This is a genomic window from Belliella pelovolcani (genome assembly GCF_900156785.1).
In the GTDB taxonomy this organism is placed as follows: domain Bacteria; phylum Bacteroidota; class Bacteroidia; order Cytophagales; family Cyclobacteriaceae; genus Belliella; species Belliella pelovolcani.
The window spans coordinates 110,565-136,551 of the sequence record NZ_FTOP01000002.1 but is presented as its reverse complement, the minus strand read 5'-3'; the positions used below and the strand labels follow the sequence as shown (position 1 = coordinate 136,551).

Annotated in this window: 21 protein-coding genes; 2 read left to right on the top strand and 19 right to left on the bottom strand. The window is 38.2% G+C overall.

Annotated elements, in window-relative coordinates; genetic code table 11:
* Nucleotides 1–12: 12 nt before the first annotated feature.
* From BW935_RS02720 to BW935_RS02675, 10 genes are all read right to left on the bottom strand, one after another.
* The gene (locus tag BW935_RS02720) at nt 13–489 is read right to left on the bottom strand and encodes a MarR family winged helix-turn-helix transcriptional regulator (RefSeq protein ID WP_076498811.1); all 477 of its coding nucleotides are present in this window, start codon (nt 487–489) and stop codon (nt 13–15) included.
* A 211-nt stretch (nt 490–700) separates the two neighbouring features.
* The gene (locus BW935_RS02715; RefSeq protein WP_076498809.1) at nt 701–2,455 is read right to left on the bottom strand and encodes an AMP-dependent synthetase/ligase; all 1,755 of its coding nucleotides are present in this window, start codon (nt 2,453–2,455) and stop codon (nt 701–703) included.
* Nucleotides 2,456–2,981: 526 nt separating this feature from the next.
* Nucleotides 2,982–4,712, bottom strand: a complete 1,731-nt coding sequence (locus BW935_RS02710) for an Ig-like domain-containing domain (protein ID WP_076498369.1) — start codon at nt 4,710–4,712, stop codon at nt 2,982–2,984.
* Nucleotides 4,709–5,599 (bottom strand): class I SAM-dependent methyltransferase, encoded by an 891-nt coding sequence (locus BW935_RS02705; protein WP_076498367.1) that lies wholly within the window; start codon nt 5,597–5,599, stop codon nt 4,709–4,711. The genes BW935_RS02710 and BW935_RS02705 overlap by 4 nt, the downstream gene beginning before the upstream one ends.
* A gap of 1 nt (nt 5,600) precedes the next feature.
* Nucleotides 5,601–7,466, bottom strand: coding sequence for a tRNA uridine-5-carboxymethylaminomethyl(34) synthesis enzyme MnmG (gene mnmG, locus BW935_RS02700; RefSeq protein WP_076498366.1), 1,866 nt, complete (start codon nt 7,464–7,466; stop codon nt 5,601–5,603).
* 77 nt (nt 7,467–7,543) lie between these two features.
* Nucleotides 7,544–7,969, bottom strand: coding sequence for an rRNA maturation RNase YbeY (ybeY, locus tag BW935_RS02695; protein WP_076498364.1), 426 nt, complete (start codon nt 7,967–7,969; stop codon nt 7,544–7,546).
* A 3-nt stretch (nt 7,970–7,972) separates the two neighbouring features.
* Nucleotides 7,973–8,371, bottom strand: coding sequence for an ATP-binding protein (locus tag BW935_RS02690; protein ID WP_076498363.1), 399 nt, complete (start codon nt 8,369–8,371; stop codon nt 7,973–7,975).
* 45 nt (nt 8,372–8,416) lie between these two features.
* On the bottom strand, nt 8,417–9,175 hold the full coding sequence (locus BW935_RS02685; protein WP_076498361.1) for an exodeoxyribonuclease III: 759 nt from the start codon (nt 9,173–9,175) through the stop codon (nt 8,417–8,419).
* Nucleotides 9,176–9,189: 14 nt separating this feature from the next.
* Nucleotides 9,190–9,552: a hypothetical protein gene (locus BW935_RS02680; RefSeq protein WP_076498360.1), complete on the bottom strand. Its 363-nt coding sequence runs from the start codon at nt 9,550–9,552 to the stop codon at nt 9,190–9,192.
* Nucleotides 9,545–9,898 carry a carboxymuconolactone decarboxylase family protein gene (locus BW935_RS02675; RefSeq protein ID WP_076498358.1) on the bottom strand — a complete coding sequence of 118 codons (354 nt, stop codon included), beginning with the start codon at nt 9,896–9,898 and terminating at the stop codon, nt 9,545–9,547. The genes BW935_RS02680 and BW935_RS02675 overlap by 8 nt, the downstream gene beginning before the upstream one ends.
* An 81-nt stretch (nt 9,899–9,979) precedes the next feature.
* Here BW935_RS02675 and BW935_RS02670 point away from each other — a divergent pair, with 81 nt between their 5' ends.
* On the top strand, nt 9,980–10,678 hold the full coding sequence (locus BW935_RS02670) for a ComF family protein (RefSeq protein WP_076498357.1): 699 nt from the start codon (nt 9,980–9,982) through the stop codon (nt 10,676–10,678).
* 4 nt (nt 10,679–10,682) lie between these two features.
* Here the strand turns inward: BW935_RS02670 and BW935_RS02665 are convergent, their stop codons facing one another.
* The 5 genes from BW935_RS02665 to BW935_RS02645 form a co-directional block, all read right to left on the bottom strand.
* On the bottom strand, nt 10,683–11,516 hold the full coding sequence (locus BW935_RS02665; protein WP_076498355.1) for a TPM domain-containing protein: 834 nt from the start codon (nt 11,514–11,516) through the stop codon (nt 10,683–10,685).
* Nucleotides 11,497–11,931 carry a TPM domain-containing protein gene (locus BW935_RS02660; protein ID WP_076498353.1) on the bottom strand — a complete coding sequence of 145 codons (435 nt, stop codon included), beginning with the start codon at nt 11,929–11,931 and terminating at the stop codon, nt 11,497–11,499. Before BW935_RS02660 ends, BW935_RS02665 begins: the two co-directional genes overlap by 20 nt.
* Nucleotides 11,932–11,941: 10 nt before the next feature.
* Nucleotides 11,942–12,532, bottom strand: coding sequence for a LemA family protein (locus BW935_RS02655; RefSeq protein WP_076498352.1), 591 nt, complete (start codon nt 12,530–12,532; stop codon nt 11,942–11,944).
* A gap of 66 nt (nt 12,533–12,598) precedes the next feature.
* Nucleotides 12,599–15,883 carry a PAS domain S-box protein gene (locus tag BW935_RS02650; protein WP_076498350.1) on the bottom strand — a complete coding sequence of 1,095 codons (3,285 nt, stop codon included), beginning with the start codon at nt 15,881–15,883 and terminating at the stop codon, nt 12,599–12,601.
* A 122-nt stretch (nt 15,884–16,005) separates the two neighbouring features.
* A complete protein-coding gene (locus tag BW935_RS02645) occupies nt 16,006–17,289 on the bottom strand; it encodes an aspartyl protease family protein (protein WP_245802626.1) in 1,284 nt (427 codons plus the stop codon).
* Nucleotides 17,290–17,435: 146 nt separating this feature from the next.
* On the opposite strand from BW935_RS02645, the gene BW935_RS02640 reads away from it, so the two are divergent.
* Complete coding sequence (locus BW935_RS02640; protein WP_076498349.1) at nt 17,436–17,903, top strand: Fur family transcriptional regulator; 468 nt, start codon at nt 17,436–17,438, stop codon at nt 17,901–17,903.
* Here the strand turns inward: BW935_RS02640 and BW935_RS02635 are convergent, their stop codons facing one another.
* The 4 genes from BW935_RS02635 to mfd form a co-directional block, all read right to left on the bottom strand.
* Entirely contained in the window at nt 17,904–18,341 is a 438-nt protein-coding gene (locus tag BW935_RS02635; protein WP_076498347.1) for an SRPBCC family protein, read from the bottom strand.
* A 285-nt stretch (nt 18,342–18,626) separates the two neighbouring features.
* Entirely contained in the window at nt 18,627–21,062 is a 2,436-nt protein-coding gene (locus tag BW935_RS02630; RefSeq protein ID WP_076498346.1) for an alpha/beta hydrolase family protein, read from the bottom strand.
* A 160-nt stretch (nt 21,063–21,222) separates the two neighbouring features.
* Nucleotides 21,223–22,446 carry a gliding motility lipoprotein GldJ gene (gldJ, locus tag BW935_RS02625; protein ID WP_076498344.1) on the bottom strand — a complete coding sequence of 408 codons (1,224 nt, stop codon included), beginning with the start codon at nt 22,444–22,446 and terminating at the stop codon, nt 21,223–21,225.
* Nucleotides 22,447–22,618: 172 nt separating this feature from the next.
* Nucleotides 22,619–25,978: a transcription-repair coupling factor gene (mfd, locus tag BW935_RS02620; RefSeq protein WP_076498343.1), complete on the bottom strand. Its 3,360-nt coding sequence runs from the start codon at nt 25,976–25,978 to the stop codon at nt 22,619–22,621.
* Nucleotides 25,979–25,987 lie beyond the last annotated feature (9 nt).

Genomic DNA, 25,987 nt, shown 5'->3' with positions numbered 1-25,987 from the left:
TATTTTATTGGTTTAGAGTTCGTACACTTTATCGCTGTACGGATTCGGGTTTATGGTTTCTGATTGATTGAATTCTATCACTTGGTTAATCTTTTCAAAGACATTAAAAAATGTCTCTAATTCTTCTTCACTGACCTTTTCTCTTACTTGTTGGTTAAACTCCTTTATAGTGCCAACGGAAATTTCTTTCTTACGTTTGCCTTCATCTGTAAGGTAGATCCTTACTGATCTTTTGTCGAGGGAATCCTGTTTTCTAAAAATTAGCCCTTTTTCTTCCATCGTCTTGAGCATGCGCGTAAGACTCCTCGCCTCTAGTCCCATCAAGGGTGCTATCTTGGTAGCTGGAGTACCATCCTTGGAATTGATATTGATCAAGACATAACCAATAGCTGCCGTAAAATCCTCCTGCGCAGCCTTTTGATTATACATTCTTGATATGGCGTGCCAAGAACTCTTGATGTGGTAATCTACCGTTTCTTCTCGTTTCATAGGCATAATAAATTTTGTCTGCCTAATTTACGCATAAAATGTTATGCATACATACTAATTTTAAAAAAAGTTATGCATGCAGAAGAAATTAATAAATGATAAAAATTATTATAATAAAATATTATTCTGTTGTAAATAGAAAAAAAAGCTTTCTGAAAACAAATATCTTCAGAAAACTGATATTGGCAAAAGAAGTTTCTTTTTAACTATTTTACTGATATAGTTCCTCAATCTCCTTGGCAAATTTAGAATGAATTACTTTTCGCTTCAGTTTCATAGTTGGTGTCAACTCACCAGATTCAATTCCCCATACTTCAGGTAGTAATTTGAATTTCTTAATCTGTTCCCACTTACCGAAGTATTTATTCAACTGATCCATTTCTCTTTGGTATTTTTCTACGATCTCAGGTTTTTGGATCATCTCAGCATCTGTGGTATAAGGAATGTCTTTATGCTTACAATATTCCCTCAATCCATCAAAACTTGGGACTAATAGGGCAGCTGGAAAATTTTTATTTTCACCAACTACAATCAGCTGCTCTATCAAAGTAGATTCTTTAAATTTATTCTCCATGGGTTGAGGAGCGATATATTTTCCTCCAGAGGTTTTGAACATCTCTTTCTTTCTATCAGTGATCTTCAAATAGTCTCCTTCATGCAATTCTCCTATATCACCTGTATGAAACCAGCCATCTTTGATTACTTCCTGTGTCATCTCGGGTTGCTTGTAATAACCTTGCATTACATTGGGTCCTTTTACTAAGATTTCACCATCTTCTGCAATTTTCACTTGGACTTCCTTGACCAATTTTCCTACAAATCCAATCCTGATATCCTTTAAGGTACATACTGATGCCGACACTACAGGTGAGGTCTCTGTCAATCCATATCCTTCACATACAGGAATTCCTGCACTCCAAAATACCCTGGCCAATCGAGGTTGAAGTGCAGAAGCACCAGAATTGATCTGAAGTATACTACCACCAAGGGCCTCTCTCCATTTACTAAAAATGATCTTATTAGCTAAGTTCAACTGAAAATCATACCAAAAACCTTGTGATTTATTGGGTTCGAATTTCAAACCTAAATTCAATGCCCAAAAGAAAAGGGATTTTTTAAGGCCCGTCAGTTCGTAGCCTTTAGCTACAATTTTATCATACACTTTTTCAAGTAACCTTGGTACTGTATTGAAAACCTGTGGTTGGACTTCCTTGAGATTTTCCCCTATGGTTTCCATACTCTCCGCATAGTAAATAGAAACACCCATATACATGAAGCAAAAAGAACCTGTTCGTTCATAAATATGACAAAGAGGTAAAAAACTCAAAGCTTTGGAAACGCCCTTTGGAACCATCATCCTATCTTCCACAGCCAAAAGATTGTGAATCACATTGCGATGGGTGAGCATGACTCCCTTTGGCCTACCAGTAGTACCAGAAGTATAAATAATCGTAAAGAGGTCATCTGTTTTAGCATTGTCTTTCAAAGATTCAAGATCTGCCAAATTTCCAGATTCACCCTTTTGACTGATTTCTTCCCAATAATTGCATCCAGTGATTTGATCAAAAGCATACAATTCAATACTTGTTCCTTCGACCGCGATTTTAGCTTTGCTAAAAATTTCTTCATTGCCTACAAAGGCCATTTTGACCTCTGCATGCTCAAAAATATATTTATAATCATCGGCTGAAATCGTAGGATACATCGGTACTGATATGGCTCCAATTTGTTGCAATGCCAAATCAATAAAATTCCATTGTGGCCTGTTATCAGATATAATGGCAACCTTATCTCCTGTATTGATGCCCTCTGCTAAAAATCCTAAACTCAAATTATCAACGATGCTTTTTAAATCTTTGGAAGAATATGTTTTCCAAGTGCCGTCTTTTTTTTCGGCAAAAGCTACCTCCTTGTCATAAGTTGCAATCTGATAATTGATGATGTCAAATAGTCTATTGATTTGCATGGTTTTCATTGGGTTTGTTAGTGGTTATCAAATTATCAAAAAGCATTCAGTAAAACAAAAAGAATTATCAATGAAAGGATAAATGTAAATTTGCTTTTAAGAATTCTAAATACTTATCCACCTACTATTTAATTCAATAGGTTAATTTTTTAAAAAGATTTGTTAAGCTTATTATAGTGTGGATTTGTGGACAAATAAAATGGTTTTATTTACTCACACAGTTTGTATTGTTTAATTTAACTTAATCCACTTGTTATCAACAGATATTTTTGCATTAAATTATTGATCGTGTGTTTATTGTATTTTTTACTTCCTGTTTTGTGGATAGCTTAGATTTAGTTATTTGTTTGTAAGTTTTTGTGTTTGTATTTGTGGATAGCTGTTTATGAAATTGTGGTTATCCTCATAATTCTTGTATCATAATTTTTTGACATTTGAAGGTCAGGATAAGTGGTTGTTTGTACTCATGTTCTCCACAGTTATTCACATATTTTGATGGAGTTATCTACAGTGTTTTCACGATGAATTAATTTTCTTCTTCTTCTATAATTCCTTCAATTACTTCTTCTTCTATTGTAGTCTCCTTTATCGGTTCTTTGTTGATCCCAAGTGGTGTTATAGGTATTATGGTAATATCATTGGTCCATCCAGCTTTCAATGGGACATCATATGATTTGGGATCATCTGGATTGGTATAATAGTACACCAATTCTGCCTGTCTATTTTCATTCATGTTTGAAGGATCCCACATTTTATTTCTGTTTTCATCTATGATTACTCTGACTTGATAGGTATTGGGTTCCAGATCGGCGAATGAATGTTTGTTGGTATTCTCTAAATAGACTTGTCTGTATGTTTTTCCTGCTTTATCTAGAACTTCCAATAATAAAGGCCTTTTATCAGTGTCTATAACTACAATAAGTTCAGTAACGAGTGTTTCTGGATTTAGCCTTTTATAGTTTGCTTCAATTTTTTTGTCATTGAATTGGTTCTCTACATCAAAAAAAGTGGAATCTGCTGCATATATCTGAAATGTACTTTTACTTATCGTATCTGATAATGGTATTTCTATCTTTAGTTTGGTAAAATCTGTACTATCTACTAATGATACCCATTCAGGTTTGATTTGAATGACTGAAGCTGTATCGTACTTTACTATCAATGAATCGTAACTAATTCTTTTCAATGGTTTATTGAATGAAAATTCTGCTCTTAAGTTCTTTAAAAAAGAAGCACCACTATTTGATGTGATTTCTAATGCTTCTTTTCTTCTGTCGCTTTCTTCAAACTTCAAAAAGATCAATGTATCTATTTTATAGCCTACTGAATCTTTGAAACTCAATCTAGTCTCTATGCTATCATTTCTTAATTCAGTATAATAGAACCTTAGGTTTTTTTCGTTTCTTCTGTAAAAGAGCTTTTTTCCATAATCTTCGTGTTCAATGATTGTTTCGATAGGAATCTTACTCAGTACTACATCAAAACTCTCCCCAATTGTTGAAGTTCTGTTGATTTTTAATTCCGTTAAATCAGCTTTAGAAATATAGAATTGCACATTTTGGATATCTTCTCTGATTCTTATGGTATCTCCTAGGAACCCGTATGGTTCAGACTTGTCTTCTGCCTTTAAGGAGTTGTTTGAATCGAACCAAGCATATGCTCTGTATTCCCCGGCTTTGATATTGGTGATTTCAAAATTTCCAGAACTATCTGCTGCTGATATATAATATGGTGATGCTGTTAGTACATCAGTTGTGTCATTTTTTTCATATAATCCCACTAAGACATCTTTGATAAATTTGTCTTTCTGTGGAAATAAATAGCTTACTTTTCCAGAGAATCTTAAACTATCGATATCATTTCCAGTGGAGAATACAAGTTTGAGGTTTTCTGCTGGATTGCTCTCTGTGATATCTTGGATACTTTTTTGGAAATTAAATACATAGGTTGTACTATCCTCTAGATCTTGATTCAACTTGATAACCACTCTATTTTTAATAGCAGTCACTACCATTTCATCTTTATTGATTCTAGGGGTAACGATAATCTGCTTTGAAGCATTATCTAATTTCACATATTCATTGAATTCAAGCTCTATTGTTTGTGGCTTTATATTAGTGGATTCATTTGCTGGTTTGATGCTTACAAGTACAGGTGGATCTAAGTCTTTCTCTCCTCCCATTGGCGTACTTTGTTTAGCACAAGCATATATTATTATAATGAAGGAAATCAGTAATATATTTTTGAATATTTTCATTTTTTCTTTAGAATAAACAAAATACTTGAATAATTGTCTTGGTTATTTTTGGCCCAATAGTTTGATTTCAATCCATTTATAAAGCCACTAAATAATGCTTTGATACCTCTCTTTTCTTGGTGTTTTTCCGATAAAAGCGAGACATAGTAGCTATCAAACTTCATTGGTATGGATGATATGATTTGCATATCCAACATTTTGGCCAATGTTTTCATAGTCATTTGATTGAAATGATACAAATGTCTTGGTACATCCCAGGCTGCCCAATCAGTTTGATATTTGTTTGCGTCCCATGAATCTTTATTTGGTACAGCTATTAATAATGTTCCATTTGGATTCAATTTATCTCGTAAAGATAGACTAATCTCCTTCAGATTATGAATATGTTCTAGTACATGGAAGAGTGTGATTATATCAAATTTACTATCTGAATTTATTCCTGATAAGTTAGCTGATACATCTAGCTGAAACTGTTGTGCAATATTTCTTGCTTGTTTATTTGGTTCTATTCCTTTTACATTCCAGCCATCTTCAGATGCAGCTTTTAAAAAATATCCTGTTCCACAACCATAGTCTAATAAATTACCTTTTCCTCTATGAATGGTATTGATCCATTTTATTTTTTGTTTTAAGGTTATTCTTCTTACTAATTTGTATAAACTATTAATAAGATTATTCGCTTGATCTTGGTGTGATATATAGTCTTCAAATTCGTAGTATTTGCCAATACTTTCTTTATCTGGTCTAGGATTAGTAAAAATGAGTGTGCAGGAATTGCATTTGCATAGCAAGAAATCTTCTTTGCTTACTGAAAAATCTTTTATTGTTTGATAATTAATAAAATGCCCACTTGAGCAAAGTGGGCATTGTGTTAGTTTCTCAGTCATTTTATCTACCAAGGTAAACAGTCAATATTGACAAATCTGCAGGTGAAACACCAGATATTCTCGATGCCTGGCCAAGTGTTTCAGGCTTGATTTTATGTAATTTTTGTCTTCCTTCAGCCGAAAGAGCGGTTACAGCAAGATAGTCGAAGTTTAATGGAATTTTATAATTTTCCATATTACTCAATTTTTCTACCATTTGTTGTTCTTTCTCAAGGTAGTTTTCATATTTGATTTGTATTTCCGCTTGTTCTATTACTTCCTTGTCGTATTTGCTGAGGTATTGTCCTATTTCATCATCGAGTTTCATGATGTCAAGTATACCCAATTGAGGTCTTTTGATCAGTTTATCAATGGTGATTTTTTCTTTGATAGTTGCTGTTTCTAGATCTTCCAAGCCTTCATTGATACCCTCTGGTGAAAGTTTCTTTTGTTTCAGATCGTTGATGAGTTTTGCTGTATCGTTCTTTTTGTCCAGCATCTTTTCCAATCGTGTATTATCTGCCAATCCTATGCTATGACCCAATTGAGTCAATCTCAAATCAGCATTATCTTGTCTTAGTAACAACCTGAACTCAGCCCTTGAAGTGAACATTCTATAAGGTTCCTCAGTCCCTTTATTGATCAGATCATCGATCAATACTCCTATATAAGCATCAGATCTTTTGAGTAAGAATGGATCTTTTTCCTGTGTTTTCAACGAAGCGTTGATACCAGCAATCAATCCTTGCGATGCTGCTTCTTCATAACCTGTTGTACCGTTAATTTGACCAGCAAAATATAGATTATCTATCAGCTGAGTTTCTAATGTAAGTTTAAGCTGGGTTGGTGGAAAGAAGTCATATTCTATGGCATACCCAGGTCTGAACATTTTTGCATTCTCAAATCCTGGAATTTTGCGCATGGCTTCATATTGTACATCTTCTGGCAATGAGGTGGAAAAGCCATTGATATACATTTCCACTGTATTCCAACCTTCAGGTTCTACGAAGATTTGATGCCTTTCCCTTTCTGCAAACCTATTGATTTTATCTTCTATGGAAGGACAATATCTAGGTCCTAATCCTTGGATTCTACCATTGAACATTGGTGAGCGATCAAACCCAGTTTCAAGTGTTTGATGAACTTCCTTATTGGTGTAGGTTATCCAACAGGTATGTTGTTTTGTCAATGGTTTTGTTTCGTCTGAAAATGAAAATTTTTCTGGATTTTCATCTCCATATTGGATTTCCATTTTGGTATAATCCAATGATCTACCATCTACTCTAGGTGGAGTACCCGTTTTCATTCTTCCTGCTTCGAAACCTAGCTGAACTAGTTGTTCGGTAATTCCTCTCGCTGCTCCTTCCCCTGTTCTTCCCCCACCGAATTGCTTTTCACCTATATGTATCAAGCCATTTAAGAAAGTTCCGTTTGTTAAGACAACTGATTTACCCTTTATTTCTAAGCCTATGCTTGTCCTTACGCCAATTACTTGTTTATCTTTTACAAGCAAACCGGTAATCATTTCTTGCCAAAAATCTACGTTTGGTGTTTGTTCTAATGCTAATCTCCATTCTTCAGCAAATCTCATTCTGTCATTTTGTGTTCTTGGAGACCACATAGCAGGACCTTTTGATCTATTTAGCATTCTAAATTGAATCATGGATTTATCAGAAATTATTCCTGACATTCCACCAAGAGCATCAATTTCTCTCACTATTTGTCCTTTTGCAACTCCACCCATGGCAGGATTACAAGACATCTGAGCAATAGTATTCATATTCATGGTACATAGTAATACCCTTGAACCCATCTTCGCAGCTGCATGTGCAGCCTCACAGCCTGCATGCCCTGCCCCTACTACTATGACATCATAATTTGGAAACATATATTTTTTACTTTGGTGTTCCACGTGGAACACATGATTTTGCTTTGCTTAATATTTTCACTGTTCCACGTGGAACATTATATTTTATCGAAGAGTTGAATGGATTGATTTTCCATTTTTCTCATTAGGTCAGCTTCTTTTTTGGTTTTGTCTTTATAGCCCAATAAGTGAAGAAGTCCATGACTCAATACTCGTCTGAGTTCGTGGTCAAAACCTTCATTCTCTTTGATGGCATTTTCCTTTACCCTATCGATACTGATAAATATATCTCCTTCAATTAAACTTTCTACTTCTGAATTGTCGAATGTGATGATATCAGTATAAGTATCATGATCTAGGTATTCTAAGTTGATATTGTAGAGGTACTCGTCAGAACAGAAGATATAATTCAACTCTCCAATTTTGTATTCTTCTCTTAGAGCTATCTCCTTCAACCATTTTTTGTATTTTAACTTTTGGTTGAGATTAAACTTTGCATCCTCGTCAAAAAAGGAAATGGCCATAACTTACATGTAAAATGTTAGAATGGTTTTTCTTCCCTCATCCTCAAATGCAACATGATCTGATAAATGCTTCATGATGAAGATTCCTCTTCCACCCGCCTTCTCTAAATTTTCAGGTGCAGTGGGATCCTCTAAATGTTCGTAGTCAAATCCAGAACCTTGATCAGTAATTACAAATTGAATCTGCTCGTCTTCAAAATGGAGCTCCAGATTTACTATTTTGTTTGCATCACCTTCATTACCATGTAAGATGGCATTGCTGACACATTCGGTAACCGAAATCATGATATTTCCATAGATATCATCATCGATGTGAAATTTTTCACGCGCATTATCGATGAAGCTTTCTATGATTTTAATATTCTCAATCAGAGAAGGGATTGAAATTTTAATAGATTTCATGAAGCTTTTATTGAGTAATGAATATTTAATTTATTTATATCAAGTCTATATTTCTATCATTATTGGACAATGATCAGAATGTTTTGCCTCAGGTAAGATGATAGATCTTTTTACCCTTTTTTGCATTGAATCTGTGACCATGTGATAATCTATCCGCCAACCTAAGTTTTTGCCCCTCGCGCCTGCTCTGTAGCTCCACCAAGTATAATGATGTGGATCTGTGTTGAACATTCTGAAACTGTCCGTAAAGCCATTTTCAGTAAACTTATCCATCCAAGCTCTCTCTTCTGGCAAAAATCCTGATGAATTTTTGTTTGAAACAGGATTATGAATGTCTATGGGTTTATGACAAATGTTATAATCTCCACTGAGAATCAAATTAGGTAATTTTTTGATCAAATCCTGTGTGTAGCCATAAATGTCGTCCAAAAACTGATATTTGAAGTCTTGTCTTATATCTCCTGTAGTTCCAGATGGGAAATAGGCTGAAATAAAGGAAAAGTCCTCAAAATCTGCTCTGATCGTTCTTCCCTCGTCATCATATGCATCTATCCCTATTCCATAGACCACATGCTTTGGTTTTTGTTTTGTCAAAATAGCCGTACCGCTGTATCCTTTTTTGACGGCAGGATACCAATAGATCTCGTATCCCATATCTTCAAAGATGCTGCGATCTATTTGATTTTCTATGGCTTTCACTTCTTGAAGGCCAATGATATCCGGATCCGTGGCTTTCAACCAATCTGCAAAACCCTTATTTAGGGCTGCGCGAATTCCGTTTACATTGTAGGATACGATTTTCATGCTAATTAGATTTTTTATTTAATCTCAATGTCAAATTCTTGCTCAAAGTATTCTAATACTTGGATTTTTAAGAATTTCTCTTGGTCTATGGTGTTCAGGTGTGGCAGCTTTTTGAGTAGTTTCCAATGTGGCCATCCATCTTGATCAATGTAATCAAGTTCATAGAATCCAGCCAAACTGAGGACTTTACAAATTGCAATGTGCATCAAATCTTGCTTTTGCTCTTTGGTGAACGTTTTATTCCCCTGACCGAGTTCTTGTACACCGATGAGAAATAATACACCATTGAGATCCGCAGGTTTTTTGCCAATCAGTTCATGAATACCAATCAATAATTTTCCCCAGCGTTTTTCAAGGTCTAAATCTTTCTTAAACATCCTGATTGTTTTGTTCCAAAGCTTCCCAATATTCCGCTGCTCTCCTCAAATGTGGAATCACAATGGATCCTCCTATCAATGTGGCAATGGAAAACACTTCAAAAACCTCCTCTTTGCTCAATCCAGCTTCGTAAGATTTCCCAAGGTGGTATTTGATACAGTCGTCACATCTCAATACCATGGAACAAGCGAGACCAATCATTTCTTTGGTTTTGACGTCTACAGCACCAGCTGCATAAGCATTGGTATCAAGGTTGAAAAAACGCTTGATCACCTTATTGTCGGCCGACATGATTTTTTCATTCATGCGGCTTCTATAATCGTTGAATTCTTCTATTAAATTCATTAAATTCAAATAAGTTTTTAATTAACTGGCAAATATAACAGGTATTTTGCTGTCATTCAGTTCTAACAAGCCTTTTTGGATATGCGTTTCACATTTTGGGAAGATTTTTTGGCTCTGGTTTTTCCAAAAACCTGCGCCAGCTGTAAAAGGAGTCTCTTTGATTTTGAAAAGACACTTTGTAAAGCTTGTATAGCACGGCTTCCTATCACCAATTACCACCTACAGCCTCAGAATAATGACTTGGTTACCAAAATAATGGGCTTAACGAAACCAGGTTTGGTGATGTCTTTTCTTCGCTTTACCAAAAAAGGTGTAAGTCAACAACTCTTGCATCTATTGAAGTACAAAAATAAACCTGAAATAGGTTTGGAATTGGGAAGTTTATACGGACACTTGCTGCTCAATCATGGGTTTAAGGATTATTGGGATGTCATCGTAGCTGTTCCTCTCCATCCTCAAAAGATGAGAAGAAGGGGCTATAATCAAAGTGAGCAATTTGCAAGAGGCATTTCGGAAGCTATGAATATTCCTTTTGAGCAATTGCTTCACCGATCTATATATACTGAAACACAAACTAAAAAATCTAGAATTGAGCGCATCCAAAATGTGGCTGCTGTCTTTGAAGTAGCTAAAAGTCGTCATGCAACATCATGGCTTCGTGTCCTTCTAGTAGATGATGTGATGACCACAGGTGCTACCTTGGTAGCCTGTGCCAACACCCTACATCAGTCAGGTGTAGCACAGGTAGATATGGCCGTCATTGCGGCAGGTAGATATTAATATTTTACCAGCTTCCACCAGCTCCACCTCCACCGAAGCTACCACCTCCAAATCCACCAAATGAACCCCCGCCAAAGCTACCACCTCCAAATCCTCCTCTTCCAGAAGAGAAGTCACCGAATTTTCCTCTGCTACTTCCTTTGAGCATATTGGCTAGCATGATCGTTGTGAAGAGGTCTACTCCTCCGCCTTTACCACCCATGTGGTTATCATTGTCCTTTCTGTTTTTGATCATTGGTAGAATCACGAAAATGAAGATGAAAAACAAAAACATCAATAAAGCTCCACCTGAATTACCACTTGATGTTACTTTGTCTGCTTGGTACTCCCCTGAAGCCAATTTGAATATCATATCTGTGGCCTTGTCCAGACCCGTATAATAAGATTCCATGCGGAAATTTGGCACAATCAACTGGTCTACAATCCTTTTGGCTAGAGCATCAGGAATAGCACCTTCCATCCCATATCCAGTGGCTATGAATACTTTCCTATCCTTCATGGCTGCAAGGATCAAGATGCCGTTATCTTTTTCTTTCCTTCCAATTCCCCAACGATCCCCAAGTTGAAAAGCGTAGTCACTGATATCATAAGGACCTACAGAATTGATCAGAACGATGCTCACCTGGGAGGAAGTGCTGTCATTGTAAGCAAGAAGTTTACTTTCTAACTTTCGGATCTCTAGATCAGAAAGTGTATTGGAGAAGTCATTGACAAGTTTAGGAGGGTTGGGTTTTTCTGGAAAGTCTCCTTGAGTCCAACCTGTCAGGGTCAATGAAAATAAGATGATAAGGGTGAAAATTGTGTTTTTGATCATGTTTTTATCCAAAGGATATTTCATCAGGGAGCTCGTTGATGTCTCCTTTTTGTTCGAATGGAAAATGTTGCTGCAATTGTTGACCAGACATTTCTATGCCTTTTCTCAAGCCCTCCGTGTATGATCCTTTTTTGAAATGGACGATCATTTCTTCTTTGATATTTTCCCAGAAGTTTTTAGGCACGACCCGATTGATGCCTGCATCGCCCAATATAGCGAATTGGTGGTCTTCTACAGCAAGATAAAAAAGCACCGCATTGCGGTGCTGTGTTTGGTGCATTTTGAGGGTTTCGAATACTTCAGCAGCACGATCCAATACATCACCACTTGTATGGTTTTCGATGTGTACTTGAATCTCTCCCGAAGTTTCTTTTTCGGCAGCTCTGATCGCTTCGATGATGATTTCTCGGTCAGCTGTGCTGAATAGTTTTTCTGCCATGATTATTGATTTAAAATTCTACAGTTGGGGCATTTTCTGCACCTGCAGTAGCCTCAAAGTAACCTTTTCTCTCAAAACCATACCATCCCGCAAAAATATTGTTGGGGAAGGTTCTTAGGTTGGAATTATATCCCTGGACAGACTGGTTGAAGTTTCTTCTGGCTACTGCGATCCGGTTTTCAGTACCTTCAAGCTGCGCCTGAAGTTCTAGGAAATTTTGATTGGCTTTCAAGTCTGGATATCTTTCTACCGCTACTAAAAGCCTGCTGAGTGAGCCACTGAGCTGATCCTGAGCTTGTTGGAATTTGGCAAGATTTTCAGGTGTAAGATCATCTGCTTGCAAGGTGATAGCGGTCGCTTTGGATCTGGCTTCGATCACATTGGTTAAGGTTTGTTGTTCAAAATCCGCATAACCTTTCACTGTGTTGACCAGGTTAGGAATCAGATCGGCTCTTCTTTGATATTGGGTTTCAACTTCAGCCCACTGTCCATTGATGGTTTCTTCTGTTTGTACAAAAGTATTGTAAACGCCTACTGCTTTGGTGTAGACAAATAGCCCAATAAGAGCAATGACAAGAATAGGGATTAATGCTTTTTTCATTTGTTTTTAGATTTTAAACATTGCTGGTAAAAGACGTAAATTTAAAGCGTATGTTGCTTTTTATATTTAATTTGATGTGGTAAGTATGTCCTCTGTGTTGACTATCAGGTTTTTGAGGTAAATATAGAAAGTAGTCCCTTTTCCTACTTCACTTTCTACATGAAGATTTCCATCATGCGCTCGGATCTGCTCTCTTACCAAATAAAGTCCCAAGCCTTTGCCCTCTACATGTGAATGGAATCTTTGGTACAGTCCAAATAGTCTATCTCCATATCTTTCTAAGTCTATCCCAATGCCATTATCCTTGAATTCAATGACCATATATTCACCATCTTCGTAGGTTTTTATCCCTATCTGAAGATCCTCATCAGGTTTTCTGTACTTAATTGCATTGGTAGTTAAGTTTGTTAGGAAATTTTCCAAATGCGAATAAATGTAATTGATGCTTGGAGCGCTGGAAAAGTCCTTGGTGATTACAGCGCCTGACTCTTCTATCTGTTTGCTCAAACTCGTCTCAATATTGGAAGATAGCATTTTGAAATCAATCTTCTCGATTTTTGGAAGCTTATTTTTCTTGATAGCAACTACATCAATGAGGTCTTGAAGTGTGTTGTTTAAAATACCTGTTGCTGTCTTTAGATTATCTATTACTTCAATATTTTCGGGGTCTTCTGGATCAATACTATTATACAAATCAAGCAAAGCGGTGATGTTGACAATTGGAGCTCGAAGATTATGAGAAATGATATAGGCAAATCGCTGCAACTCTTCATTCTGTGATTTAAGGTCCTTGATCAGTTGATTTCTCTCTTCTTCTGCCTTTTTTGTTTCAGTGATATTTTGAGTGACTAGCAATACCCGATCTATTTGATTTTGCTCATTTTTCAATGGAACACCACTTTTCAGGTATTGCTGTTGATCAATGAGCATTTCAAACATTACAGACTCCCCTGCCAATACTTTCTCAAGCTGAGTCTTGATCTTATCTCCAATTTCTTCTGAATACCTCGATATAATTGATTTGCCAATGAGGTCCTTAGGGTTGATACCTTGCTGATGGTACTCTTTGCCATCTGTGTAGACATAGGTGAAGTCAGTATCTAATACCTCTACTGTGCCTTTGGGAAAATTCTCAGCTATACTTCTGAAAAGCATTTCAGAATTGATCAATAAACGCTCGTAATTGATTCTACTCAATTCTGCACCGATCCTATCAGCAAGTATTTTTAATACAGTCTCGTAAGCTGGGCTGTACTGAACAGGCTTGGTGTTCATCAAGACCAACATCCCCAGATTCTTATTATTGATATCTGATATCGTCACCCCCATATAGGTGCTGATATTTAGCTTTACCAACTCTTCGTCTTTTGGAAAAAGCTTGGATGCATCATTGAGAATGATCAATGGACTTGAAGACTGCAAGCAATGTTCACAAGGAGAATTGGCGATTTCATAAATGAAATTTTCCTGCTTTTCTCCGTTTTTGAACATAGATATAACTTCTGCCTTTTCTAAGCTATCATCTACCTCCGAAATGAAGCAATATTCGGTACCAAGTTTTTCTGAAAGGAATAGTGTCAATTGGTCAAAAAATGCTGTTCCACTAAATTTAGAGGTTCTTTCTGTCAATTCAGCAAGGATATTTTGTACATATTCTTGCTCAGTAATATTCTCAAGGATTGCTTGAAAACTGTCATTGTCTATGGGTTTTGCATTGACCCTTAAGTGAAATAGTTTTTTGCTAAAGTAGCTAATATAGGGACCTTCATAGAAGCCAGATCCTTTCTGAATACTGTCAATATATGCCTGACGGATGGGTTGATCTCCAATCAATTCGAAAAGATTTTGTCCTTTGACTTCTGATTCTTTTACTAGTCCAATATTCGATAAGAAAGCTTGATTTGCCGTTAAGATATTACCATTTCGATCATACTGAAAGATAGGCACTGGGTTTTCATCAAAGAGTAGTTTGTACTTTAACTGTTGAAGCAATGCTTCTTCCTCTTTAATTTTACTTTGGGTGATATCTATGAATAAACCCGCCCAGATAGATTGGTTCTGATATTTTTCCAGTCTATTAGATGCGCCATAGATCCATTTGATTTGCCCATCTTTGGTTTTGATTCGGAATTGGGATTCAAATTTTTGGTTGTTGTTATAAGCATCTCTATCTGCTTGGAGCACCTGATTGATATCTTCTCTAAGAATCAATGCTTCAAATGATTTTTCATCTTCAAGTATTTCTTTGGGTTCTAGTCCTGCTAATTCCCTACTTCCCTCACTGATAAAAATATACTGGTGTGTTCCATCAGGAAAAGACTTGAGCATGTATACAATTCCAGGAACTACTCCTGTCAGTTCATCAAGAATACTCTTGTTGTCAAGTAGGTTTTTTTCGATCTCTTTGAGTTCTGATATGTCTCCAATGACACCAAGCTTAAGATGTTTATTTTCCCTGTCCTCTTGGCTGAGTTTTTCTATTTCATCTTGAAGAAAAATATAATGCCCATCAGCATGAAGAAATTTGTAAACGATGGTTTTACTATGTTCGAATCCATGGTCATAGACACGATCATCGTCTGGATGGATCAATTTTCTCCATCGAGACTGTGTAAAGTTCTCGAAAAATTCAGTCTGATATCCTAAGACATTTTCTACCGCTCCCGTCAGAATCATTTCGCCTGTCACGACATCGAGTTCGTAGTAGACCAAGTTGCTTTCTTGAGGATTTGGTAAGCCCAACTCCATCGCCGTTTGGTTGTTATGGTATTCTAGCTGAATCAGGAATACATTTTCCGCTAATATTCTCTTGGTGAGATAAAGCCTGTTGGGAAAAATACAGAGATAGGCTTCTCCTTCTTGATTTTTAAATGTATCTAAACTGCTTTGATCCAAAAATGGAAACCTACTCCCGATGAGTTTTTCCCAATCTAAATCATAACCATTATTTCTAGTGAGTTGCACTGTCTGCCCATCAGTTATCAACCAACTAAATGGGATATCTGAAGAAATGGCCTGAGGTGAGATCAATGCATTGATCAAATAAGAATTATCCTCCTGACTGATGACATATCCTTCTATTTTTACCCATTGAAAGTACTTGTTTTTGATCAATATAGGACAAGAGAATTTGTCACCATTTCCCAATGCTTTGAAGAGGTAATTGAAAATGGGTTTTGGTAAAGTTGGAAAAATATGTTCAAAAAAACTTTCTTGGAAGAATTTACTGTCTCCGTTGATCAGCCCTCTTATTTCTGAAGAGATATACAGTAATTCATAAGTATCATTGCTGTACTTTTTAAGAGTCAGTAGTATATTATCGAAGCTATTGTGAATTTGATTTGGCTTCATTTTATAATGGATAAAATATTTATTTTCATCATTTTAAACCTTTCAGGTCTAAAAAAATACTTAGTACAAAGTTACTAATTTCAGTAGGATTTCAAGGCAATGAAGCTTAACTAAAGATATTTTTAAATCTGTCTTCGTAGGATGAACGAAAAGTCCATCTCTATTGGATTTGTTTCGTTTTCAGGATTTGCTCTCAGAATCGTTAAATTAATCTTTCTTCCTACTTCCGATCTGAAGACCTTGATCAAGTCTGAAATTTCCCAGAAATCTATGGGTATGTTATTGACTTTGGTGATTTCATCCAAAACCTCAAGTCCAGCTTGCTTTGCTGGTGAATTCTCTTTCAAACCAGCTATGTAGACTCTCCTTTGCTCTGTTGGTAGTAGCTTAGGTGTAATCCCACTCATGTCATATTCAAAGGGATTCAAAAAAGTCGAGGATTTCTTGAAGAGCATGCGCTCTCTGGGATAATCTAAAATCAATTCCATTCTACTTAGCACCTCAGAACCAAGACTTCCTTGTCTTCCTGTTTCTTTGATGACATAGCTATAGTCGTTTTCTTCGGGAAAGGAAGTAATGACATTGTAGAATTTGAGACCACCCAAATTCAATTGCTTAGCTCTACCGATCCACCCAAACAGATCTCCACCCAAGGACCTTCCCAAGTCAGACGCTAATGTCAAAGGTGGCAGTTTGATATCATCGGAGGTTTCTGGGTTGAGTAGTAGACCATGGTTAGCACCTGTATCTATCAGCAGTTTGGTATTTAATCTAGGTCCTGATAGTTGATTTACTTTGGCAGTTACGTATGGTTTGCTGTTCTCTATGCTGATAGCGATTTTTCTGTAACCCAAAGGACGCCACCTCATTTTGTTTGGCTGATAGAAAGTAATTTGGCCTTTGTCATAATTGATTTTCATCGGATTGAATTTGAAAAATTCGTAGCCAATCACTCCGTAGACGGGAATGCCTATGACACTTTCCAATTCAAAAAAGTCTTCATCTAACACCAACAAGGTTTGACTGATGCCTTCTACATTGCCCAAGTCAATATGATTATTCACAGTCACAGAAGCCGAAAGGACGGTTTTACCATCTGCTCCTACCAGATTAAGTGTACGACTATATTGCAACCCTAGCTGGTCACCAAGGGTTTTACTGAACAGAATGTTAGTCCTTACCCCAGTATCCAATAGAAAATTAATGGGTGGATTGCCATTGATAGAAAGGGGAACGATGATCAGGTTATTGGAATTCAAAAAAGGTACAACAGTCTTTCTTTCCTCATTTTTTATAAAAAAACCAGGAATTTGAGACCATACTGGACTACTCAGTAGGAGGCATATTTGGGTGATAATCAGAGACAGAATTCTACGCATGTGAATTTTAGAGTCTGCTTTTGTCATTCTTAATATAAGAAGAAAAAAACGAGAATTATGTTTTGAATTCGCTTTGATTTTTATTCCAAGAGATTTTTTTCTGATAGATAGAATCTATAAAGTTGAAAAAATCTAAAAAAACCCGCATCTTAGTTTTTTAGATAGATAGAGTCATGGCAGAAAAGTCGGTAGTAGAAAAAGCAAAAAAAATATTTGAAAACTTCTTGTTGCGTCAGGGCAGTAGAAAGACCCCTGAACGATTTTCTGTCATCGATGAACTTTATGCCCTACCTCAAGACGAACATATAGATGTAGAGGGACTTTTTCTCTTGATGCGAAATAAAGGTTACTCTATCAGTCGTGCGACGATTTACAATACTCTTGACCTCTTGGTAGAGTGTGGATTGGCTGTCAAGCATCAGTTCAAAGATAAAGTGGCGCTGTACGAACAGGCTTTGACTTACAAGCATCATGACCATCATGTATGTAATCAGTGTAGAAAAATCCGTGAGTTTTCAGACGAGCGTCTCAATTTGATCAAGGAAGCCATGGGTAGGGAGTTTCAATCTGCCATCACAAGCCATTCCTTGGTACTCTATGGAGATTGTCAGATTCAGGATTGTGACAATTTGCAATATTAATTATTTGCCAAAAATCTTCTTATATATCGGCTTGCGATACAAAAACTGCAAGTAGAGTGCTGGATAAAGCAATAAGGTCATCAATCCAAATGGACCTTCATAGCTGATTTCGTCTCTGATGATACTGCCATTTTTTGCTTTGATGATTCGGTGCTTGTGTTTCCACTTTTTGAGGAAAAATGGTAAGACGACTCCTTCATCTATGAAAAAAAACTCCTGCTCATCGGTCTGATCATCAGTGATCTCGGAAGTCCATTTTTGTTTGAAAAAGATAAAATTCAATTCTAGCGTCACCAAGTCTCCAGTCTTAGAACCATCGAATCGAAGTAATTTGACAGGTGGAAATGGAGGGCTCAATTTGGTAAACAAGGTTTCATCAAATCCTTCCTTAACTTGCAAGTAATCTTGCGCTACTGTAGTTTCTATCGTAATATCCATCTTAGAGAATTAAGTCTAATTTCATCATTTTTGTTCTCCTTTTTGAATAATTTATATGTATATCCGCTTTCACACCAGTAACCATATTTTATTAGGCTCATACCTAAAACTCAGCTGTTGTCGACGGTCGACCGTCATCAGTCGACGATTATCCGCTTGATTCTTTCGTTTTATTGAATTACTGGTGTCATTGTGGATAATCATATTAATTTTTTTGAGTATTGAGGATTAAACAAAAAAAGCCTCCATTTTCATGAAGGCTTTTTGAATAATCATTACAAGGGTTTATTTCCTGTTTTTCACATATTTTTCTAACCACTGATGCTGCTCCCAAAGGGTGTGAAGAATAGACTCTTCAGCTGCATAGCCATGTGATTCGTGAGGTAAGAATACCAATCTAGTAGTTGCTCCGTGACCTTTCAATGCATTGTAGTAACGCTCAGACTGTATAGGGAAAGTACCAGAGTTGTTGTCTGCTTCACCATGGATCAATAGGATTGGTGTTTTTACTTTGTCTGCATGCATGAATGGAGCCATGTTGAAGTACACATCTGGAGCTTCCCAGAAAGTTCTCTGCTCGTACTGGAATCCAAAAGGCGTCAAAGTTCTGTTGTAAGCACCTGATCTTGCGATACCAGCTGCAAATAGATTAGAGTGTGACAGCAAGTTAGCAGTCATGAACGCACCATAAGAGTGTCCACCTACACCTATTCTATTTCTGTCACCTACACCTGACTCTACCACATAATCGATAGCAGCTTCAGCATTAGCCACCAATTGCTCCAAGAAGAAATCATTTGGCTCTAGGTCACCCTCACCCACGATAGGCATCTCTGTCTGATCCATGATGGCGTAGCCTTGAGTTACCCAGTAAAGTGGAGAACCCCAGCTCAGTCTGGTGAATCTATATTGAGAACCTCTTACTTGTGCCGCTACTTCTGCAGACTTATACTCTCTAGGATATGCCCACATCAACACAGGAAGACGGCCATCTCGTGCAGGGTCATAGCCTTCTGGCGTGTAAAGTACAGCTGATAGGTCTAGCCCATCGTTTCTCTTGTATTTCACCAATTGCTTATTGATACCTTTGATTGACTCGTAAGGGTTGTCAAAGTTGGTGATTTGGATAGGCGCTACTCTTCTTCTGGTGTTTACTAACCAGTAGTTTGGCTGAATGTCAGTACTCTCTTTTACAGTTACAAATTCAGTAGCATTGTCATTCAATACTTTCACTACTCTCTCGTAGTAAGGTGCCTGAGATCTCCAAAGGATTTTCTCTGTCTTGGTTTTGGCATTGAAAGTAGAAAGGTAAGGCATACTACCCTCTGGAGAGCCGCCTTCACTTGTCATGAAGATTTCATCTCCTTTTCTTTGTATTACAGATCTACCGTATTCGTTGGTGACGAAAAGTGGACTTCCTGGATCATTGTAGATGTCATCAGAAGATCTCTCGATGATGATTCTGCCGTTATCACCTGGCTTTGAAGGATTGATTACTCTGACGATTTGCTTTCTAGTCGCAGACCATCTTTCGTTGAAAAGCGCAAAGTTGTCATCAGACCAAGAAATGCCGCCATATCTGTATGGTGTACTTACCAGTTTTGTTCTTTGAGCAGTAAAAGGTGCGTCCAAAGTATAGACAATGTCTCTTTCCTCCATGGCAACTCTACCGTCACCACCATCTTGAGTTTCTACCCAGTAAAGTGTAGCAGGCTTGTCAGCTCTCCAGTTGATGGATCTCGGACCTGTTACAGTAGCATCAAATCCCGTAGGTCTTACCTCATCCAATGGCAATTCAGCCATGGTTTTTACATTTTTACCAGTTCTGTCCCATACTTCTACATTGTAAGGGAATCTTGAAGCAGGAACTAAGTAAGAGAAAGGTCTTTGGATGATATCTACCATGACATAATTACCATCAGGAGAAACACTGACAGATTTGAACATGCCTGGCTTACCGAATGGTGTTGCTTTTCCATCTAGGTCGATCATCATCAGCTGTGAATCCATGAAGTATGCAAACAAAGCTTCATCATGTGGATTAGCCAACAAATCTTGATATGTTCTAGAAGGAGCAGCATTTCCAGAAGTCTCCTGAACGGTTGGCCCTACGGGAGCAAGCGGAGCCTTAGGCATCTGACCTCTATTTGGGTTGATCGCTTTCAACAAGATTTTATTGTCAGGAGTCCAGCTAAGGGTTCCACCCATGACATCGTTTACAATCTCGTCAGTTAATTTTTTTGCTTCATAAGTAGTCAAGTCAACTACCCATAGACTGATACCAGTATTGGTGGTGTTGGTCACAGCAGCATATTTTTCATCTTTGCTTACTGAGAATCCACCCAATCTTGCATTGGCAGGAAGTCCCTTGATTTGGAATTCCTCGCCTGATTTGGTCATTTTGATTTTTACATTCTCCACAGCACCAGAACGGCTCGGGCCATTGGTAGCTGGGTTGATTCGCATACCGGCGATTCTTAGCTCAGGTTGAGCCAAGTCCTCAATGGATGGGTTGCCAGAGCGCTCCAAAAGCAACATAAAGTCGCCTGTTCTACTGAAGCTGACAGAAGGCGTAGAAGGAGCCTTTACCAAGTCAGCGATTTCTTTTGGTGGGGTTTGATAAGTAAGTGCATTTTGGGCATTTGCCTGTGGGTTGGTAACCAACCAGGCCAGACAAACTATCAGTGATGCACTTAGCGTTTTTCGTAGTGAATATAGCATAGCATTAGTTCGTTTAATTATAGAAATTTACAGCTTAAAGTACAGTTTAGCTATTTTTTTTGACTTGGATTGCCCTACATGATATGAGCGGTCATATCTGGGGCTTAGAAAATAAAAAAGGAGCCAATTGGCTCCTTTTGTGAATTAAATCTAAGTCTTCTTATTTTCCTACAGCACCTACCGAAATCATCGCACATCTGAATCCGATGTGGTTGGTTGCTGAGTCTTGATGCATAAATCTTCTCGTACCTGGAGATAACCAATAGGCAACATCTCTCCAAGAACCACCTTTATACACTCTGTAATTGTCATCGATCAAAGTAGTACCGTAATCTTTGGCTTCATCGAAGATACCATCTTTTCTCAGTGGGTTCAAATCATCAAAATCTGTATACGAAAGTGGTCTATAGACATCCTGTACCCATTCGTTCATGTTACCAGCCATGTTATACAGACCGAAATCATTTGGCGGGTAATCGTATACGTTGGTTGGGATGATGTCTCCATCATTGGAGATACCACCTGCGATACCTGCGTAGTCACCTCTACCTCTTTTGAAGTTAGCAAGCATATCTCCTTGCTTCCCTTTTCTCTTGATGTTGTAAGGGTTTCTGACACCTCTACCATCCCAAGGATAGATTCTGCCATATTCCTGATTCTCGTCCATGTACTGAGTACCGATCATCGCTTTTGCAGCATATTCCCATTCGGCTTCACTTGGTAGTCTATACTCTGGCATAGCTACACCTCTTTCGATCAATTGGTTTTTGGTCAGCGTACTGTCTATGCCTTGCTTTTGGCGCATCAGTTCATTTACATATTGGGTTCTCCATTTGGTATAAGCGTTGGCTTGAGACCAAGTCACACCTGCTACAGGATAGAAGTTGAAACCAGGGAATCTGAAATAGTAAGTGTCATAGACATCATTGTAAGACATGGCACCTTCCCATACGCGATCGGAGGGCTCTAGCTTGCCTACAGAGTCTGCACTTACGGCTTTGCGCATATTGAACAAAAATTCCTTGTAGTCATTGTTTGTGATTTCGGTTTCGTCCATGTAGAAAGAAGCGATCGTCACTGTACGCTCTACATTGTCACGGAAAGCCATGATATCTTGCTCTTGAGAACCAAGTACCGCACGACCACCTTGGATATATTTCAGGTTGGGTCCGACGATTTGCTTTGCCATTCTGGTGACTACAAAATTGGTGCTGTCATTCGCGTCAAAGCTGAATTGCGCACCTGTAGTCGCACTTACTTTACCAGGTTTAGCCGCAGTTCTTCTTCCATAACCAGGGGTTTTGTTACAAGAAGAAAGGATACTTACCGCCACAAAAAGCAATGCGGTAGCGACCAATCCGAATTTATTTTTTCCAAAAACCATAAACATTTAGTGTTTTTTGTGCACAAATAGAACGCTAATATATAATGTATAATATCTTATCACAATATTATTTTTTCTCTTTTGCCAATCCAAAAGGCTGAAATTTGTGGATTTTAGCAATATGATACAAAATTTGTCTACAAAGAGGCAAATTTAAGCTTATCAAAATTTTTTAACTTTTTTTGATTTTCATCTCATTTAGCCATTGTTTGGCCCGCTGAATGGTCTTCACTCCGCTGATTGTGAGGATCAAACGGTTTTTGTACTCCTTCATTTTACAATGCTTAGGCTGGGAAGATACATATTGCAAGACCTGTCCGAAGGTCTCGGATTTGAAATACTGCTCTTTGGTTGATGGGACAAAGAAACATTTCATGCTTTCATTTTTTAAGATCAATTTCTCAAAACCTAACTGCTCCGCCATCCAGCGTAGCCTCACAGTTTCGAAGAGGTCATTGACTACCTCTGGAATTGGACCAAATCGATCTTGAATCGTCTTGATATAGGCCTGAAGTTCATCCTCCTTTTTGATATTGTCTAGCTTGGAGTAGAGGCTCAGTCTTTCCGATATATTGCTTACATATTCTTCTGGGATCAAAAGCTCCATGTCTGTCTCAATCACACAATCCTGTACCAAGATCTCTACCTTCTCTTTGAGGTCTACCTCGAAGAGTGCTGCAAATTCATTTTCCTTCAATTCCTGTACGGCTTCATCCAGAATTTTATGATACATGTCGAAGCCCAAATCTGTAATAAATCCACTTTGCTCTGCGCCGAGCAAGTTGCCGGCTCCTCTGATATCCAAATCTCGCATGGCGACTTTGAAGCCATCACCCAAGTCTGAAAACTCTTCTAAAGTTTGCAAGCGCTTTCTTGCCTCAGAAGTCAGGCCTGTAGTTGGGGTAGTCAAGAGGTAACAAAAAGCCTTCTTGTTGCTTCTTCCTACTCGACCACGCATCTGATGCAGGTCACTCAAACCAAACATGTGTGCACGATTGATGATGATGGTATTGGCATTTGGAATGTCCAATCCTGATTCGATGATGTTGGTGGAGACGAGCACATCAAATTCACCTTCGATGAATTTGACCATGATTTTTTCCAAGGTCTTGCCATCCATTTGTCCATGGGCTCCAGCTACCCTTGCATCTGGTACCAAACGCATGATGGTATTGGCAATGGTGTCGATTTCGCCGACCCTGTTGTGAACGAAAAACACTTGCCCTCCTCTCCTCAATTCAAAGGCTACAGCATCACGAATTACCTCTTCTTCAAAAGTATGAATTTCTGTTGTTACCGGCTGTCTATTGGGTGGAGGTGTAGCAATCACGGACAAATCACGCGCTCCCATCAATGAAAAGTGTAAAGTTCTAGGAATAGGCGTAGCCGTCAATGTCAATACATCTACATTTAGCTTCATTTCCTTGAGTTGATCCTTGACTTTTACACCAAACTTCTGCTCCTCGTCAATGACCAAAAGTCCCAAATTTTTGAATTTGATGTCTTTGTTGACGATTCTATGGGTACCTACGAGTATGTCGATTTCCCCTGAAGTGACCTGCTTGGTGATTTCTTTGATTTCCTTGGCAGTGCGAAAGCGATTGATGTAATCCACTTTTACAGGGAATGCTTCTAGCCTTTCTTTGAAGGTCTGATAATGCTGCATCGCAAGGATGGTGGTCGGTACCAAGATGGCTACTTGCTTCCTATCGTTGACTGCCTTGAAGGCTGCACGGATGGCTACTTCTGTTTTGCCAAATCCAACATCTCCACAGACTAGTCTATCCATAGGATAGGGTTTTTCCATATCTGTTTTCACATCTGCTGTAGCCGAAGCTTGGTCTGGCGTATCTTCAAAGACAAAGGAACTTTCCAATTCCACTTGTAGCACGGAATCTGGTGAAAATTGAAATCCTGGTGCGTTTCTTCTTTTGGCGTAAAGGGCTATTAGGTCCTTGGCGATGTCTTTTACTTTACTCTTGACCTTCTTTTTCTTATTGTCCCATTCCGGAGAGCCAAGCTTGGACATGGATGGGGCTGTACCTTCCTGACCAGAATATTTGGAGATTTTATGCAAGGCGTGAATATTGACGTAGAGCAAATCGTCGTCTCGGAAGACTAAGCGTACAGCTTCTTGTAGTTTGCCATTGACATTTACTTTTTCCAAGCCCGCAAATCTTCCCACGCCATAGTCGATATGCACCACGTAATCTCCAGGATGCAAGGATTTGATTTCTTTGAGCGTCAGTGCCTTGGACTTGCTAGAGCGCGCCTTGGTTTTGTACCTGTGAAAGCGCTCAAAAATCTGATGATCCGTGTAGCAAGCGATCTGCAAAGTCCTGTCCACAAATCCCTCTCGCAAGCCAATCAGCATAGATTGGGTTTTCAGTGTGGGATCTAATTCTTGGAAAATATTATCCAATCGATTGATTTGCTTGTCATTTTCGGAGCAAATGATATTCACCCAGCCATTTTTTTCATTGCTGACCAAGTTTTCGACCAGAAGATCAAAGTTTTTATTGAAAGAAGGCTGTGGCTGGGAGTCAAAAGTAACCACCTCAGCATCTTTGGCATAAAACTTATGTCCAAATTCTACCTGTACAAAGGACTGGCAGAGCTGCTGAAAGCTTGAAGCATCATCAAACAAATCTTCTGGCTTGGGTAGGAGCCTATCAGATTTAGACTTGTCCACTTCCTGCTCAAAATGCCTTTTGGCTTTTTCAAAGTTTTCATCCAAAACATCTAGCGTAAATTGAAAATCCTTGAACCAGATAGTCGTGTCATTGGGCAAAAAATCCAGAAATGATTGCCTCACCTCCTGAAGCAATCGCGTCTGTACATTGGGAATGATGCTGATGGATTGGATAGGGTCAACAGAAAGCTGTGTTTCTGGATCGAAAGTTCTGATGCTTTCGATCTCCCGACCAAAAAGCTCTATTCTGTAGGGCAAATCATTGGCGTATGAATAAACATCCAAGATTCCGCCGCGAATAGAAAACTGTCCTGGCTCGTAGACGAAATCGGATTTTTCGAAATCATAGGTCATCAGCAATTCCGCGATAAACTCCATGTCTACCTTTTCTCCCACCTTGGCCGTAAAGGTGTTTTCTTTGAGGGAGCGCTTGTTGATTACTTTTTCGTAAAGTGCTTCCGCATAGGTGATGACGATTTCGTTTTTTTCTTGCCTCTCTGAGATTTTGTTGAGAATCTCTGCTCTGAGTAGGATATTCGCATTTTCTACCTCCTCAAAATGATAAGGGCGCTTGTAGCTTGAGGGAAAGAGTAAGGTGTCTTTTTTACCAAGGAGCTCTTGCAGATCTGAGTTGAGGTAGGCCGCCTCTTCCTTATCATGTGCTATGATGAGATGAAATCCGCCTAGGCTTTTGAATAGGCTCGTGAAGAGCACCATATCCAAACTCCCTGAAACCCCCTTTAACTGAAATTGACGGTTTCTACGGTATTTTAATTTCTCTGAAAAAGTCTGTACAAAAGGATCTTTTTCGTAGAGGCTTAGAAATGCTGATTTATCCAAAATGCTTAG